The organism is Roseibium sp. LAB1 (assembly GCF_054658235.1).
Window position 1 is genome coordinate 1,328,346 of the sequence record NZ_BAAGIB010000002.1, and the last position, 15,731, is coordinate 1,344,076.

Genomic DNA, 15,731 nt, shown 5'->3' on the forward strand with positions numbered 1-15,731 from the left:
CTGCCCCGATGACCGCGCCCATTGCCGGAAGCTTATCAACATGAAGATCACCAAATTCACGACCTATATCGTGCCGCCGCGCTGGCTTTTCCTGAAGATCGAGACCGATGAAGGCGTCACCGGTTGGGGCGAGCCTGTGGTCGAAGGCCGTGCCCTGACAACGGAAGCGGCAGTGCATGAGCTTGCCGACTATCTCATCGGCAAGGATCCCTTCCTCATCGAAGATCATTGGACGGTGCTGTATCGCGGCGGTTTCTACCGGGGCGGAGCCATTCACATGAGTGCCCTTGCCGGTATCGACCAGGCCCTGTGGGACATCAAGGGCAAGGCCCTGGGCCAGCCGGTTCACTCGCTGCTCGGCGGTCAGCTGCGCGACAGGATCAAGGTCTATTCCTGGATAGGGGGCGACAGGCCTTCGGAGCTTGCGGACAATGCCAGGCAAGTTGTCGAACGCGGCTTCAAGGCACTGAAAATGAACGGCTGTGCCGAACTGCAGTTCGTTGATAGCAACGCGCGGCTGAACGCGGCGGTGGAGGCCATCGCAAGCGTGCGCGAGGCTGTTGGGCCTGACATCGGCATCGCGGTGGATTTCCACGGCCGAGTGCACAAGCCCATGGCCAAGATCCTGGCGCGGGAGCTGGATCCCTACAAGCTGATGTTCATTGAAGAACCGGTGCTTTCAGAAAACCGTGAAGCCCTGCGGGACATCGTCAGTCACACATCGACACCGATTGCCCTGGGCGAGCGGCTCTATTCCCGGTGGGACTTCAAGACCGTGCTCTCGGACGGTTATGTGGACGTGATCCAGCCCGACCTTTCCCACGCCGGCGGGATCACGGAATGCCGGAAGATCGCGGCCATGGCCGAGGCCTATGACGTTGCACTGGCGCCCCACTGCCCGCTTGGCCCCATTGCCCTTGCAGCATGTCTTCAGGTCGATGCGGTGTCCTACAACGCTTTCATTCAGGAGCAGAGCCTCGGCATCCACTACAATGAGTCGAATGACCTCCTGGACTATATCTCCAACCCCGAAGTCTTCGCCTATGCGGATGGTTTTGCCGCCATACCCCAGGGGCCCGGACTCGGCATCGAGGTGAACGAGGATTATGTCATTGCGCGTGCAAGGGAAGGCCACCGCTGGCGTAATCCGGTTTGGCGCCACGAGGACGGAAGCCTTGCCGAGTGGTGATCTCTTCAGGACGCCTCGCGCCACCGCTCTTCGCGAACGAAGGCGATGAGCCTGTCCGAGGGCATTGCCGGTGCAAAGGCATAGCCTTGCAGCGCGTCGCAGCCCAGATCACGGAGGATCTTGGCATGCTCCATGGTTTCCACGCCCTCGGCGACAACCTTGATGCCGAGTGACTGACCGATTTCGATGATCGACGCGACCAGACGGCGCTGGCCTTCCGAATGGGTGATCGGGATGACCAGTTGGCGGTCAATCTTCAGCCGTTTCGGACGCAGATGAATGAGGCTGACGATGGACGCATAACCGGTCCCAAAGTCGTCGATCTCAATGTCGATCCCCTTTTCCCGCAGATGCTCGAAATTGGTTGCGATAAGGTCGTTCTTTTCGTCCAGGAAAATGGATTCCAGCAATTCGAACGACAGCGAGCCGGGTTCAAGGGCGAGCCCCTCGAGGCTTTCCATCAGGTTTGCGTCGTTGAGCCTGCCTGCGGACACATTGACCGACATTTTCGGAATGTGGATCCCGGCGGCTTTCCAGCGCGCGGACTGCCACAGCGTCTGCTCCAGAATAATCCGGTCGATCAAAGGAACGACATTGAGTTCGTCGGCCGTTTTCAGGAACACATCCGGCGTCAGGATGCCTTCCGTCGGGTGGTTCCATCGCGCAAGCGCCTCGACACCGGTGATCGCCAGCGTCCTGGCATCGAACTGCGGCTGAAAATACGCCAGGAATTCCTGGCGCTCCAGCGCACACAGGATGTCATCGGCAACCTGCTTGTTGCGGACGATTTCCGATTTCAGCGTGTCGGAGAAGAATTCGAACCGGTTGCGGCCGTTTCTCTTGGCCCGATAGAGGGCAATGTCGGCATCAACCAGCAAATGCCGGCCGTAATCGCTCACCGTCGTGTCCGCCATGGCGATGCCGATGGACACACCGAAGCGGCACTGGTGGTTCTCGAACGGCACCGGTTGGCGCATCTGTTCGATGATCCTGTCCGCGAGCGCTGCAAGGCTTGCCTCGTCCGTCGGTTCGGTGACGGCAATCACGAATTCATCACCGCCGATGCGCGCGACGAAGTCGCTGGAGCTGGCGTTTTCCATCAGCACCGATGCGGCGTGTGTCAGCATCGAGTCGCCGGCCGCATGGCCAAGCGTATCGTTGATGTGCTTGAAACGGTCCAGGTCGATATGCAGGAGCGCCCTCGGCTTGTCCGGGGCCTGTTCGTCCAGCAGCTTCCGGTCCAGGAACCGCCGGTTCGGGAGCCCCGTAAGACTGTCGTGCAGCGAATGGTGCTCCATCAGCGCACGGGCGTCTTCCAGTTCGCGGTTCCTGTCCTCGGCATTCTGCTTGGCGTTGAGCAACCGGGTCTTCAGCTGGAAATCCCGGGAAACGTCCCAGTTGACGCCCAGGATATAGCGCTGGCCGCGGGTGTTGGTATGAACGGCGCCGATGGCGCGGATCCAGCGCGTGGACCCATCCTGAAGAATGACCCTGAAGTCCGAATGATAGGTTCCCCCGGAATCGATTGCGTCCCAGTATTCCGTCTCGGCCCGTTTCAGATCGTCCGGGTGCAGGCGTTCGGACCAGACGTCATAGTGTGACGTGTCGCGCCATTCCGGGATATCGTAAAGTTCCCGCATGCGTCCGTCCCACGTCAGCACGCCGGTGTCGAGATTGAGCTCCCAGATCCCGATCTTTGACGTGTCCAGCGCCAGTTTCAAACGTTGGGACAGGCCTTCCATCTGGACCTGGCGCCGCCTGAGTTCGCGAATATGCCCGCGGCGCTGATCGTAGAGCTGACCTGCAATGAAGATTGGCAGCAGGACGAGCAGCCCTCCGGCAAGCATCAGCAGCCGGACCGTCCAGGCGTTGTCCGGCATCGCAGACCAGCCGCCACGCGGGATCGCTGCAACCTGCCAGCGTCCGGTCGGCAGGACCACGTCCGAAAGCACGGGCTTCTGCGCCAGCACGTTTTGATCGCCGAAGAAGACCGTCTTGTCGGTAATGGTGGCATCGCGTCCCAGGATGGCGATCTCCACCGGGAGTGCGGGATCCAGCAGGCCGCTGTCCGCATACAGGCGCTCGGCGTCGACAACCGCGGCAACCAGACCCCACAGGCGTCTGGTGCCGTCTTCATTTTCCGTGAAGACGGGAAACCTCCCGATAAACCCCTTGCCGCCCTGCAACAGGTCGACCGGTCCGGCCAGCACCATCTCGCCCGAATTGACCGCCCGAAGGGCAGCTTTCCGTTGCTGTTCGTTTTTCCGGTAATCGAGCCCGATGGCCTTTTCGTTTCCTGCCATGGGATACATCAGGCTGACGATCAGATCCGGCGCGCCGGCAACGTTGCGAAGCTGCGAGTGCTTGCCGATGAGACTGCTGGAAATACGGCCGAACTGGTCCTGATCGATGTCCGGCTGGGTTGCGATCAGCGCAACGAGGCCACGTACCAGCTGCAAGTTGCTGTTGATGTTGCCTTCCAGCCGGGCGCGCACAAGGCCCAGCTGCTCGGCGACATCCGCGCGCGCGCTTTGCAAGTGAACGGACCGGTTCTGGACTTCCGCGAAAATTCCCGCAGCAAGGGTAACGGCAAGAGCAATACCGATCGCCGCAATACTGGCCAGGCTGGGCCGGGTCAGAATGTGACTGGCTCCAATTCGGGAAAAAAACGACTTCAACATCTCATCTCGTCAGGTCGAGAAATCTCCATCCGTCAACGATCAGTACATCGCAGTCTTGGAGCTTACCTCAGAATATCCTTAAAACCGAAACAAATGCCTAAAGGTCACTTTACAGTTTGATTGAAGGAATCGAGAGCGTCCGTTTTCCGGCCGATGTCACGCTAGCGCAGCAGGATGACCCCCACCACTGCCGCGACGATCAGCACGCAACCGAAGATCTCCGACCGGGCAATCGCTTCCTTGAACACCAGCCAGGAAACCAGGAAGGTGAAGACCAGCTCCACCTGGGCAAGCGCGCGCACATAGGCAACGTTCTGCAGCGTCATGGCGGTGAACCAGCCGACGGATCCGGCGACACCTGTTGCCCCGACCCAAACAGCGGCTCGCCAGGCCCGAATGCTTGCGCGCAATTGGTCGGGTTCGCGCAGCACCATCCAGACCGCCATGACAATTGTCTGGAAGGCCGTCGCATAAACCAGCGCGTAGGCGGCCTGCATCGGAACACCGGTTCCTTCCAGCGACAGCGAGGCCGTGCGGTAGGCAACCGCGGACGCGCCAAAGAAGGCTGCCGAGGCAAGGCCGATCAGCGCCGGACGTCCGATCAGGGAGGTGCGGATGGCGGCCAGCGTCAAGGGAACCCGGGCGAGCGAGATCACCACCACGCCGATGACGCCGACCAGAATGCACAGCCCGGCCGCCAGGGAAATATGTTCGCCCAGAACCACAAAGCCGAACAGGGCTGCCTGGATCGGTTCGGTCTTGGAATAGGCCGTGCCGACAGCAAAGTTGCGGAAGGAGAACAGGTGGATCAGCAGAAATGTACCCAGGATCTGCGCCAGACCACCCAGGGCACCAGCGATGAACAGTGTCGATGTCGGCGCAGGCAGAGGAAACTTGAACACGGTGTGCAGCACGACGGCATAGCCAATCGCGAAAGGCACACCGTAGCCGAACCGAACGAAGGTTGCCCCGGTCGTCCCAAGCTGACCCTTCAAGTGTTTCTGGAGGGCCGTGCGCAGGTTCTGGCAGAACGCTGCTGCAATGGTGATCGGGATCCATAATTCCACGGGAAGCACTCTTCATGATTTTATTGAATTGACTTCAAACTAGCGATTTGATCGCCGCTTTAAACTGCCAAGATCGCAATCAACATTTTATCTTTTCTCAACATACCATCATGAATAACCGGCGTTTTTCCGTCGACACAGGCCGGCGTTCGCCCCGTTGTTTGACGGCTACAGGACATCTGCAGACCCTCACGCGCTTGACAGCACCCAGCCGGGCGGCTTAGGTCCGCGCCAGAATTGTTAACGCCCGGAGACCATCTGCCTGATGACCCACGATCTCGCTTCCCTGTCCAAGACCATCGACGCCGCCTTCGAAGACCGTGCCGCCATCGACACCACGACCACCGGCGAGATTCGGGACGCGGTCGAGGAAACGCTGAACCTGCTCGACCGGGGCCAGTTGCGTGTTGCGGAAAAGAAGGACGGCGACTGGACCGTCAACCAGTGGGCCAAGAAAGCCGTGCTGCTGTCGTTCCGCCTGAACCCGATGGACATCATCAAGGGTGGCCCCGGCGAAGCGGCCTGGTGGGACAAGGTGCCGTCCAAATTCGACGGCTGGCGCGGCATGGATTTCGAAAATGCCGGTTTCCGCGCCGTGCCGAACTGCATCGTCCGCCGCTCGGCCTTCATCGGCAAGGGCGTCGTCCTGATGCCGTCCTTCGTCAACCTCGGCGCCTTTGTTGACGAGGGCACGATGGTCGATACATGGGCAACCGTCGGCTCCTGCGCACAAATCGGCAAGAATGTGCACCTGTCCGGTGGTGTCGGCATCGGTGGCGTTCTGGAACCGCTCCAGGCCGGCCCGGTGATCATCGAAGACAATTGCTTCATCGGTGCTCGCTCCGAAGTGGTCGAAGGCTGCATCGTGCGCGAAGGATCCGTGCTCGGCATGGGCGTCTTCATCGGTCAGTCGACCAAGATCGTCAATCGTGCGACCGGCGAGATCACCTATGGCGAAGTGCCGCCTTACTCCGTGGTGGTTGCCGGCTCCATGCCGGGTAACAAGGTGATGGGCAACGGCGAAGCTGCACCGAACCTTTACTGTGCCGTTATCGTCAAGACGGTCGACGAGAAGACCCGGTCCAAGACCGGCATCAACGAACTTCTGCGCGACTGACGTAGGCTACCGAGCGCCACGAACGCTCCGGCATCTGAAAACCGGAAAGCCCCGCCCTCACCCGGCGGGGTTTTTCATGCGCCCCACAAAAGCCCGACGACCTGGGAAATCACGAGCGTCAGCAACACGTCCAGCACGACGACGCCGATGGTCAGGCTGACGGTCGTCTGAAGCGCGATGCGGGCGACCTGGTAGCGATACCAGACCACAGCGACGAGGCAGGTCAGCGACAAGAGCACGACGATGCCGGGCGAGATGATGTTCAGAAGAAACAGAACATAGGTGACAAGATAAGGCACCGAAGCGAGCAGGCTGGTCCAGTTACGTACGACGATGAACGGGACATAACGCTGTGAAATGCCTATCGGCGCGGCCAGCAGTGCCAGCAGCAGCGGCAACGCCAGCCAGTCGATGCCCATTCCCAGGAACTGGGCAAACCAGTAACTGCCATTGGGAAAGGCGTCCGGATGATAGAGGTTCTCGGCGAAGAAGAGCTGTTTTTCCGCAAGGCAGCTCACCACATAGACCGGAACCAGCAGAAAGATGACGGAAAACGAGCGCCAGAAGCCTTGAATGGACTGGTCGAAAAACGCCATTCCTTCCGGACGGTTACGCAAAAGCAGCCAGGATCCGTCCAACGCCGCGCGAATTTCGACCTTGCTGATCAATTCCCGTCCGCTCCAGAAAAATAACTTATGAGGAATTTTTTGTAGATTGCCGCCAGCCGGTCAAGGTCATCGACCGCGACACATTCATCAACCTTGTGCATTGTCTGGCCGACGAGGCCGAATTCCACCACCGGGCAGTAGTTCTTGATGAAGCGGGCATCTGACGTTCCCCCGCCCGTGGAAAGCTCCGGCACCCGGCCGGTTTCCGCTTCCACAGCCTTGCTCAGGGCCTTGATCAGGACTTCGTCCCGGGTCAGGAAGGATTCGCTGGCATCGCGCTTGAATTCCAGAGTAAGTGCGAGACTGCCCAGGTCCACTGCCTCAAGTGTTCCGGTGATATGGGCCTTCAGGCTCTCCAGCGTCCATTCGTCGTTGTAGCGGATGTTGAAACGGGCTTCGGCCCGTGCCGGGATGACATTGAAGGCCGGATTGCCGACATCGGCCGAGACTATTTCCAGATTGGAAGGCTGAAAGCGTTCGTTGCCCTTGTCCAACTCCAGCGCGTCAAGCGCGGCCAGAAGACGGACCAGTCCCGGGATCGGATTGTCGGCCAGATGCGGATAGGCGGCATGCCCCTGCACACCGCGGACGGTGATCGTACCGGAGAGAGATCCACGCCGGCCAACCTTGATGGCATCGCCAAGCATATCCGGATTGGTCGGCTCGCCGACAATGCAGGCATCGAAACCGTGTCCCTGCGCTTTGGCCCATTGCAGCAGTTTGACGGTGCCGTTGACCGCCGGACCTTCCTCGTCACCGGTGATGAGAAAGGAAATCGTCCCGCCGAAATCCGGTCCCTTTTCCGCAACATAGTCGAGCGCCGCCGCCGCGAAAGCTGCGATGCCGCCTTTCATGTCGACCGCACCGCGGCCGAACAGAATGCCGTTGTCGATTGTCCCTTCAAACGGCCCGTGGCGCCAGTCACTCTCCGCACCGGCCGGAACCACATCCGTGTGACCGGCAAAGACAAAATGCGGTGCACCGCTGCCGATGGAGGCAAACAGGTTTTCCACGTCAGGCGTGTCTTCATCCTGAAACGTTACGCGCGAGACGATAAACCCGGCCTTGCCGAGCAATGCTTCCAGCGCTGCCAGCGCTCCGCCTTCTGCAGGGGTCACGGACGGGCAACGGATGAGATCCTGTGCGATTGCGACGGCGGAAGTGGGCATGAATTCAGTCTCTTTGATTAATCGTAGCGGGGCTCACACGCGCTCAGCGTTTGCGCCAGTAGCTGTTGGGCATCGGCCCATGGCGGTTCGGCTGCCCCTGGCTGGGAACAACGCCGAGAAAGATCAGCATGATCACGTTCAGGATCGGAACGAAGATCAGGAGCGCAAGAAAACCGCTCTGGCCGATATCCTGCAGACGTTTGACGACCAGCGCCAGCTCGACCCACTGGAGGACGAAAAACAGGACCGGAAACAGCGGATTTGTGCCGATATAGTCGCCGGATATCATGGATTCCGCCGTCGGCGTTTCGGCGGCCGAAAGCCACCAGATCCGAAGCGCGATGCCGAACACGATCCAGCTGACGAGGAAGCACAACCAATAAGGTTCGCGGCCCATGCGACCGATGGGGCTCAGAAGGGCCCAGATCGGCCCCGGGGCTGTATTCGCGCTCTGTGGGGGCGTTGTCATTCCATCCAGCTCAGGTTCGATTGATCTGGCAAGGAGGTAGACGCATACGCGGGCCGGATCAAGCTCTGTTACACAGCTGCATCGATCTTGACCAGGCCGTGATCCCGCGAATTGTGCCAATCGTATAGATTGCGATCCCTTTCCCTTGGGTATTTTTATGGATTTTGCACGTTCGGCGTGTCTATCCTAACGCCAAAGGTTCGCTGCAGATGGGGGTCTCGCTGATGACTGGTGCCTGGAAGACAAATCTAACGGCCTGTGCATTCACGCTTATTCTGGCATTCCTGTCTATTTTGACGCTGCCGGCGAGTGCACAGGACACCGGAAAAAGCCTTCCCCCGCAGCTGCAACCCCAAGCCATGGAAAAACTCGTTTCCGATCTCGATCCGGAGCAGGTCAAGGCACTTACCGACCTTATGACGCTGCTGCAGCAAGGTGCCGCAGCCAAGGACCAGCAGGCCGCGCCGCTGTCCGAGGAAGAAGAGTTGATCGACAAGCTTCAGATGGCAGCCGATCAATTCGGGTCAATGATTGCCACCAACTTCAGAAATGTTCCGGAGCTTTTCACCAGTCTGTTCAGCAGTATCGGTGCGCTTCTTGCTGGCTCGGTTGCCGGGCCGGCGCATATTCTCATCGGTGCCATCGCGTTGATCCTCGCAGCCGGTTTTGCCGCCGAGTTCCTGGTCAACCGGCTGTTCGCCTCCCGCCGTGACAAAATCCAGAGCCGTGATCCCAACAGTCTCTTCGAGACGGTCAAACTGGTTTCCACTCGCGCCGCGCTCGATCTTGGCGGTCTGATCGTCTTCGCCATCGTGGCTTTTGCCGTCGGAAGGATTGCCATACTCGATCCCGTCGCAAGGACATTTGCCTTCCAGGCAGTCTACTGGATCGTATTCCTGCCGCGCCTTGTGGCAGCCTTGCTCCGATTTGCGCTGGCACCGCATCGTCGCGAATTGCGCCTCGTCACCGCGAACGATGCGACCGCCAATTCGCTCTACCGCAGCTTCACTAGCCTCTTCGCCTTCGTCGGCAGCATATTTTTCCTGCGCAACGTGATGATAGAAGCCGGTGAAGGAGAGACTGCCGAAACCTTCCGCTTCTTCATCGGCTTCGGCATCAATCTATGGATCGTGGCGGTCATCTGGAACGCCCGGCATGGCCTGACAAGCATCATTCTGGGCGATGAGCACGAACCAACCAGCGGCCTGGAACGCATGGCCCGGTTCTGGCCCTGTTTCTCGATTGCCTTCATCGTTTTCAACTGGTTGCTTGTTCAGGTGACCACCAGCATGGGCATTGATGCGTTGACGGCAGCGCGGTCCCTCTCCGTGATCGCACTTGTGGTGTTTGCACCTTTCCTCGACACGATGGTGCGTGGCATCGTCTCGCACATTGTCCCACCCATGCGCGGAGAAGGCCCGGTGGCGGAAGCCGCGCACATGCAGACCCGGCACAGCTATGTCCGCATCGCCAGGGTTGCCCTGCTTGCATTCCTGATTCTGATGGTCGGCAGGATTTACGGCCTCAATCTGCTCGCGCTCGGTGCCGAGGACGGATCTGCGGTCGCCCGGCATACGGTCATTTTTCTGCTTATTCTGGCTACCGGTTATCTAGCCTGGGAAATCACCAATCTGTGGGTTGCACACCAACTTGCCAAGGATTCTCCACCTCCTTCGAACGAAGATGACGACGCGGAAATGGGTGGAGCCGGCAAGTCGCGCCTGGCGACGATCCTGCCGTTGATCCGGGTCGTGGTGCAGATCACGATCCTTGTCCTGACCGTGCTACTCGCGCTCAGTCAGCTTGGCATCAACATCACACCGCTCCTGGCCGGTGCCGGTGTCGTCGGTCTTGCTGTCGGCTTCGGGGCGCAGACACTCGTCCGCGATGTCGTTTCAGGCGTCTTCTTCCTGATGGACGATGCCTTCCGTCTGGGCGAATTCATCGATGCAGGCGGCACCCAGGGCACCATCGAAAAAATCTCGATCCGCTCCCTGCAGCTGCGCGGCACTCGCGGTGCCGTTCATATCGTCCCTTATGGCGAAATCCCGAAGCTCACCAACCTCTCGCGCGACTGGGTGATCATGAAGCTGAAGTTCACCGTGCCTTTCGATACGGATGTCGAGAAAGTGCGCAAGCTCTTCAAGCGGATCGGTCAGGACATCATGGAAATGGAAGAGTTCAAGGACGACATCCTGGCCCCGTTCAAGGGACAGGGCGTCGCCGATGTCGACGACGTCGGTATCGTGGTGCGCGGCAAGTACACGACGAAGCCCGGCAAGCAGTTCGGTATCCGCAAGGAAATCTACAAGCGCGTCCAGCAGGCTTTCGAAGAAAACGGCATCCAGTTCGCGCGCAAGGAAGTGCGGGTCAACATTCCCGACACAGCGAAGCTGGACGACAAGCAGAAGGAAGCCGTCACCGCAGCTGCGGCTGCAGCGGCTGCCGACATGGACAAGAAGCCGGCTGCGGAGTGAGACCCTGTTTCACAAATCGGCCTGCCGCTACTTCTGTGTGAGCGGTGGGCCCAGCGTTTGTGGCCCATCCTTCGAGACGCCGCTATCGCGGCTCCTCAGGATGAGGCGATACGGGCAAGAAAGGCTTCGGCAAACCGCAGCCTCATCCTGAGGATGCCGCCAGGCCGTCTCGAAGGATGGGCCCAAAGCTCCTGCTCCCCATTTTCACGACCGGATAACCCGACACGCAGGACAGCCGTTGCACCAAGTCGGATTTTACCGGCGCATACGCCCTTCTCCCGATTGAGCCGGACGCCGTTCCGTGCCTAAGATCGCCTGTCCGCGGGAGGCGGGCAGGCAAAACGCTTTTGGGAGGAAGCCGCCTGATGAGTGACAACACGTCGACCCCGCACGGCACCGGGGCACCTGCCGCCAATGGGCTCCGGCCCATGCCAAGGGTCAACAAGATTACCGTCAACGATGTGATAGACGCATTTGCGGCGGGGCTTGCCGACTTCCGCAGGGCTCCGGTCTACGGGCTCGCCATCGGGGCTTTTTTCGCCCTTGGCGGTCTCTTCGTCGTCTTGAGCGCGGCCGCTCTCAACATGAGTTACCTGTCCTATCCGGCCGCGGCAGGTTTCGTGCTGATCGGGCCGTTTGCGGCCGTTGGTCTTTATGAGGTCAGCCGGCGACTTCAGAACGGTGAAGAGCTGTCCTGGTCCAGAGTCTTCGGCACCATGTGGGCTCAGAAAAGCCGGGAACTGTCCTGGATGGCCTTCGTGGTCTTGTTCATCCAGATCATGTGGATGTATCAGGTGCGCCTGCTCCTCGCGCTTTTCCTCGGCTTCCGGTCGTTTGCTTCCTTCGACGAGTTCCTGACCCAGGTCATCTCCACGCCGGAAGGCCTGATGTTCCTTGCCGTCGGCCATGTTGTCGGGGCGATCCTGTCACTGATCCTGTTTTCGCTGACCGTGGTATCTTTCCCGTTGCTGATGGAAGAGGACCGGGACTTCATCACAGCCATGATCACCAGCGTGCGGGCCGTATTCACATCGCCCGTCCCGATGATCGGCTGGGCCTTTGTCGTGACCGCCGTGCTGATCGTGTCGATGGCACCGGCGTTCCTGGGTCTGATCGTATCCCTGCCGATCCTCGGTCATACGACCTGGCATCTCTACAAGAAGTGCGTGGAGATACCTGAGGACACCGTCTGATGGACTGAGAGCGAAGCTGACTAAGCTTCGCCGTCCTCCTGGGCTTCCATTGCCGCCTTGCGGGCCTGCCAATCCTTCTTGAGTTCGATGTCCGTTTCCGCGGAACGGTAGTCGACACGGGTCAGGTAAAGCCCGTCTGCCGGCGCCACCGGGCCGCAGGCGTTCCGGTCGCGGGCTTGCAGGGCCCTGGTGACATCACCCGGGCCCCATTTGCCTTCACCGACCAGACGCAGGGAGCCAACCATCGAGCGCACCTGATTGTGCAGGAAAGACCGTGAGGAGCATTCGGCAATGACGAACTCACCCTCGCGGTAGACCCGGAATTCCTCCAGCGTCTTTTCAGGGCTTTTGGCCTGGCAGCGCGTATGGCGGAAGGTGGTGAAGTCGTGATGACCGACGAATTCCTGCGCGGCCGCGTGCATGGCGTCCGCATCGAGATGCACCTTCACATGCCAGGCAAGCCCAAGCTGGTGGGTGAGCGGCGGCAGCCGATTGTGAATGCGGTAGCGATAGGAGCGGCGGATCGCGGAAAAGCGCGCGTCGAAGCCTTCGTGCATTTCCGCAGCATCCAGGATCACCACCGGATGGGGCTGGCAATGGAAATTCAGCGCCCCCATGACCGTTCTTGCGTCCCAGGCCTTCGAAAGATCCACATGGCAGACCTGCCCGGTGGCGTGGACGCCGGTGTCTGTGCGACCGGCGCCGCCGATGGTCACCTCCTCACCGGAGAATGCCTTGACGGCACGTTCGATCACCGCCTGGACGGACGGCGCGTTCGCCTGGCGCTGCCAGCCGCTGAACGGCCTGCCGTCATATTCCACCGTCAGTTTGTAACGAGGCATTACTCGAATTCTTCAAAGGGTGTGGCGAAGGCCACCTCAATTGGCAGGTCCCGCGATCCGGCTTCCGTCAGCGCCAGCGCCATGAAGGCATCGCCCGCATAAGGCCCTTGCACCTTGCGCGCCAATACGGGATCGAAGCCGAAGCGCGGATAATAGGACGGCGGACCGAGCACCAGAACAAGGTCCTCGCCCAGATCCTTCAGGCTTTCCAGAGAGGCCTTGATCAGCGCCGAACCGATGCCCGTCTTCTGCAGGTCCGGCCAGACGGAAACAGGCGCAAGGCAGACAACCTGCATGCCCTGCCCCGAACCGATGGCAGCCGGGGTGACACGGCTATAGGCGATATGTCCGACGATCCGGCCGTCGGCATCGACCGCGACCTGTTCCAGCACCAGAGCGCCGCAATGGCGCAGCGTGTGCACCAGCCGGGCTTCCATGTCGGATGGAAAGGCGGACAGGACCAGCTCCCTGACGGCAGCTTCGTCGTCAGGTGTCACATTTCTGATGGTAAGGCCGGCAGCATCGGCGGCTTGGGTCATGTCGGTCTCCTCAGACGCCAGCTTAGTCCAGAACCGTGCCGTCAGAAAGCGATGCGCCGCGCAGGAACTCCGCACCGCTCATCGGCTTCTTGCCGGCTCGCTGAACCTGTTCGAGGCGAACCGCACCCGAACCGCAACACACAACCGGCACGTCACCGCCGGTCTGGATTGATCCCGGTGCTCCGGCCCCTTCGCCAAGCGTGCTGCGCAGCACCTTGACCCGTTCCGCCTTGCCACCCAGCGGCATCTCGCACCAGGCTCCGGGAAAGGGAGACAGGCCGCGAATGTGGTTGTGAACGTCCCTGGCCGGTTTCGACCAGTCTATCCGGGTTTCCTGCTTGGAGAGTTTGGCTGCGTAGCTGACGCCCTCTTCAGACTGCGCCTGATCGCCAAGAGCCCCGCGCGAGAGTGCCGCCAGGGCTCGAACCATCAGGTCGCCGCCGAGCGAGGACAGCTTGTCGTGCAGGTCTCCGGCGGTCATGTTTTCGCCGATGGCCACGGTTTCCGACATGCACACAGGGCCGGTGTCGAGCCCCTCTTCCATGCGCATCACCTGAACAGCGGTTTCCGCATCACCGGCCATGATCGCCCGGTTGATCGGTGCAGCGCCACGCCAGCGCGGCAGCATGGAGGCATGAAGGTTGAGGCAGCCAAATTGCGGCGCGTCCAGGATCGGTTTCGGCAGGAGAAGTCCGTAGGCGACCACCACCGCGACATCTGCATCCAACGCCGCAAAGGCCTCCTGTTCCTCCGCCCCTTTCAGGCTCTGCGGTGTAAACACCGGAATACCGAAGGACTCCGCGGCTTCATGGACCGGCGATTTCTTCAGATCCATGCCACGGCCCGCCGGGCGCGGCGGCTGGGAATAGCAGGCGACCACGTCGTGGCCCTGGCCGACGATTTCCATGAGAGTCGGCACCGAGAAATCCGGGGTGCCCATGAAGATGACGCGTAGGGACATGAGGCTCCTGAAGGGTTTGAAAGGTCTGCGCCCTTATTGCGTCTCAGGACGGGTGTTGCAAGAGGGCGAAGTGGGTTGTTTGCGGCTGTTCCAGTCGGTGGCCACTCATCCCGACGGGGAGAGATCAATCGAACCTGGCGCGCGACGTCAGCCCGCTCTAAGCCAGACCGGGCAGAAGGGCCTTGAGGCTTCCGACCATCATTTCCATTGCGATCGCCGCCAGGATCATGCCCATCAGGCGGCTCATGACGCTGGTTGCCGTCTGGCCGAGGAATTTCGACAGGACCGGGGCAGCGAAGAATGTGCCGACCAGAACGGCGATAGCGGCGGCAATGGCCGCGACATAGGCAATCTCGTGGGAAAGATCGGTGACCTGACCGCGGTAGATGATCATGGTCGAAATCGTGCCAGGACCGAGCAGGATCGGCACGGTCAGCGGATAGATTGCCGGATTCTCCTGTTCGGAATGATGTTCCTGCTCCTCATCCGTTCCGTGATGAGCCTTGCTCTTTTCACCGGAGATGAGGTTGAGCGCGATCAGGAGAATGAGAAAGCCGCCGGCAAGACGGAAAGCATCGAGGCTGATGCCGAAAACCTTGAGAATGGTATCGCCCGTAAAGCCGATGAATGCCGAGCCGATGGCGAGGCCGATCAGAACTGTCAGGGCGACCTTGCGCTCAAAACCCGGACCCTTGTCCGCGGTGAGCGACAGAAACACCGGAAGGTTCGCGATCGGGTTCATGATTGCGAACAGCGCAGCGAAGAGTTTCAGGAAAAGGACCTGATCCATGAATGCCGCCCCATGTTTAAGGCAGGCGGCACCGGATTAGAGTTTTCCGGCCAGCTTCGCCTGCTTGGTGAATTTCTTGACAACTCGGTCGCGCTTCAACTTCGACAGGTAGTCAATGAACAGCTTCCCGTTGAGATGGTCAAGCTCGTGTTGAATGCAGGTTGCCAGCAGTCCGTCGGCCTTGAGTTCCTGTTCGGCGCCCTCGCGGTTGAGAAACTGGACCGTCACTTCTGCAGGCCGCTCGACCTCCTCAAAGTACTCGGGGATCGACAGGCAGCCTTCCTGATAGACCGACAAGTCTTCGCTCGACCACACGATCTTCGGATTGATGAACACCATCGGCTCCTTCGGCGCGTCTTCCTTTGCGACGTCGAGCACGAAGATGCGTTGCAATAGCCCGACCTGGCTTGCGGCAAGACCGATGCCCGGAGCATCGTACATGGTTTCCAGCATATCGTCGGCCAGCTTACGGACGTCGTCGTCGACGGTCGCGATAGGTGCACAGACCTCGCGCAGGACCGGGTCGGGAATGGTGATGATCGGGCGTATTGTCATTCGCCTGACATAAG

Annotated in this window: 14 protein-coding genes; 4 read left to right on the plus strand and 10 right to left on the minus strand. The window is 60.2% G+C overall.

Annotation, left to right across the window (positions count from 1 at the left end; genetic code table 11):
• Nucleotides 1–40 precede the first annotated feature (40 nt).
• Nucleotides 41–1,189 carry a galactonate dehydratase gene (dgoD, locus tag ACYQ54_RS16045; RefSeq protein WP_460083966.1) on the plus strand — a complete coding sequence of 383 codons (1,149 nt, stop codon included), beginning with the start codon at nucleotides 41–43 and terminating at the stop codon, nucleotides 1,187–1,189.
• Between the two features lie 5 nt (nucleotides 1,190–1,194).
• Here dgoD and ACYQ54_RS16050 read toward each other — a convergent pair whose 3' ends face one another.
• On the minus strand, nucleotides 1,195–3,870 hold the full coding sequence (locus ACYQ54_RS16050) for a bifunctional diguanylate cyclase/phosphodiesterase (RefSeq protein ID WP_460083967.1): 2,676 nt from the start codon (nucleotides 3,868–3,870) through the stop codon (nucleotides 1,195–1,197).
• Between the two features lie 161 nt (nucleotides 3,871–4,031).
• Nucleotides 4,032–4,937 carry an EamA family transporter gene (locus ACYQ54_RS16055; protein WP_460083969.1) on the minus strand — a complete coding sequence of 302 codons (906 nt, stop codon included), beginning with the start codon at nucleotides 4,935–4,937 and terminating at the stop codon, nucleotides 4,032–4,034.
• A 262-nt stretch (nucleotides 4,938–5,199) separates the two neighbouring features.
• On the opposite strand from ACYQ54_RS16055, the gene dapD reads away from it, so the two are divergent.
• Nucleotides 5,200–6,054, plus strand: a complete 855-nt coding sequence (dapD, locus tag ACYQ54_RS16060) for a 2,3,4,5-tetrahydropyridine-2,6-dicarboxylate N-succinyltransferase (RefSeq protein WP_460084844.1) — start codon at nucleotides 5,200–5,202, stop codon at nucleotides 6,052–6,054.
• A gap of 74 nt (nucleotides 6,055–6,128) precedes the next feature.
• Here dapD and ACYQ54_RS16065 read toward each other — a convergent pair whose 3' ends face one another.
• The 3 genes from ACYQ54_RS16065 to ACYQ54_RS16075 are packed head-to-tail and all read right to left on the minus strand — an operon-like array spanning nucleotide 6,129 to nucleotide 8,360.
• Nucleotides 6,129–6,722, minus strand: a complete 594-nt coding sequence (locus ACYQ54_RS16065) for a hypothetical protein (protein WP_460083971.1) — start codon at nucleotides 6,720–6,722, stop codon at nucleotides 6,129–6,131.
• Nucleotides 6,719–7,891, minus strand: a complete 1,173-nt coding sequence (gene dapE, locus ACYQ54_RS16070; protein WP_460083973.1) for a succinyl-diaminopimelate desuccinylase — start codon at nucleotides 7,889–7,891, stop codon at nucleotides 6,719–6,721. The genes ACYQ54_RS16065 and dapE overlap by 4 nt, the downstream gene beginning before the upstream one ends.
• A gap of 43 nt (nucleotides 7,892–7,934) precedes the next feature.
• Complete coding sequence (locus tag ACYQ54_RS16075; protein ID WP_460083975.1) at nucleotides 7,935–8,360, minus strand: DUF805 domain-containing protein; 426 nt, start codon at nucleotides 8,358–8,360, stop codon at nucleotides 7,935–7,937.
• A gap of 224 nt (nucleotides 8,361–8,584) precedes the next feature.
• Here ACYQ54_RS16075 and ACYQ54_RS16080 point away from each other — a divergent pair, with 224 nt between their 5' ends.
• Complete coding sequence (locus ACYQ54_RS16080; RefSeq protein WP_460083976.1) at nucleotides 8,585–10,837, plus strand: mechanosensitive ion channel domain-containing protein; 2,253 nt, start codon at nucleotides 8,585–8,587, stop codon at nucleotides 10,835–10,837.
• A 365-nt stretch (nucleotides 10,838–11,202) separates the two neighbouring features.
• Nucleotides 11,203–12,030, plus strand: a complete 828-nt coding sequence (locus ACYQ54_RS16085; protein WP_460083978.1) for a DUF2189 domain-containing protein — start codon at nucleotides 11,203–11,205, stop codon at nucleotides 12,028–12,030.
• Nucleotides 12,031–12,050: 20 nt separating this feature from the next.
• Here ACYQ54_RS16085 and truA read toward each other — a convergent pair whose 3' ends face one another.
• The 5 genes from truA to def all read right to left on the minus strand — a co-directional run bounded on the left by truA (nucleotide 12,051) and on the right by def (nucleotide 15,717).
• Nucleotides 12,051–12,872, minus strand: coding sequence for a tRNA pseudouridine(38-40) synthase TruA (gene truA, locus ACYQ54_RS16090; protein ID WP_460083979.1), 822 nt, complete (start codon nucleotides 12,870–12,872; stop codon nucleotides 12,051–12,053).
• Nucleotides 12,872–13,411, minus strand: coding sequence for a GNAT family N-acetyltransferase (locus ACYQ54_RS16095; protein WP_460083981.1), 540 nt, complete (start codon nucleotides 13,409–13,411; stop codon nucleotides 12,872–12,874). The genes truA and ACYQ54_RS16095 overlap by 1 nt, the downstream gene beginning before the upstream one ends.
• A 22-nt stretch (nucleotides 13,412–13,433) precedes the next feature.
• Nucleotides 13,434–14,372 (minus strand): methionyl-tRNA formyltransferase, encoded by a 939-nt coding sequence (gene fmt / locus ACYQ54_RS16100; protein WP_460083983.1) that lies wholly within the window; start codon nucleotides 14,370–14,372, stop codon nucleotides 13,434–13,436.
• Nucleotides 14,373–14,529: 157 nt separating this feature from the next.
• Nucleotides 14,530–15,162: a MarC family protein gene (locus ACYQ54_RS16105; RefSeq protein ID WP_460083985.1), complete on the minus strand. Its 633-nt coding sequence runs from the start codon at nucleotides 15,160–15,162 to the stop codon at nucleotides 14,530–14,532.
• Between the two features lie 36 nt (nucleotides 15,163–15,198).
• Nucleotides 15,199–15,717: a peptide deformylase gene (gene def, locus ACYQ54_RS16110; RefSeq protein WP_460083987.1), complete on the minus strand. Its 519-nt coding sequence runs from the start codon at nucleotides 15,715–15,717 to the stop codon at nucleotides 15,199–15,201.
• Nucleotides 15,718–15,731: the final 14 nt, after the last annotated feature.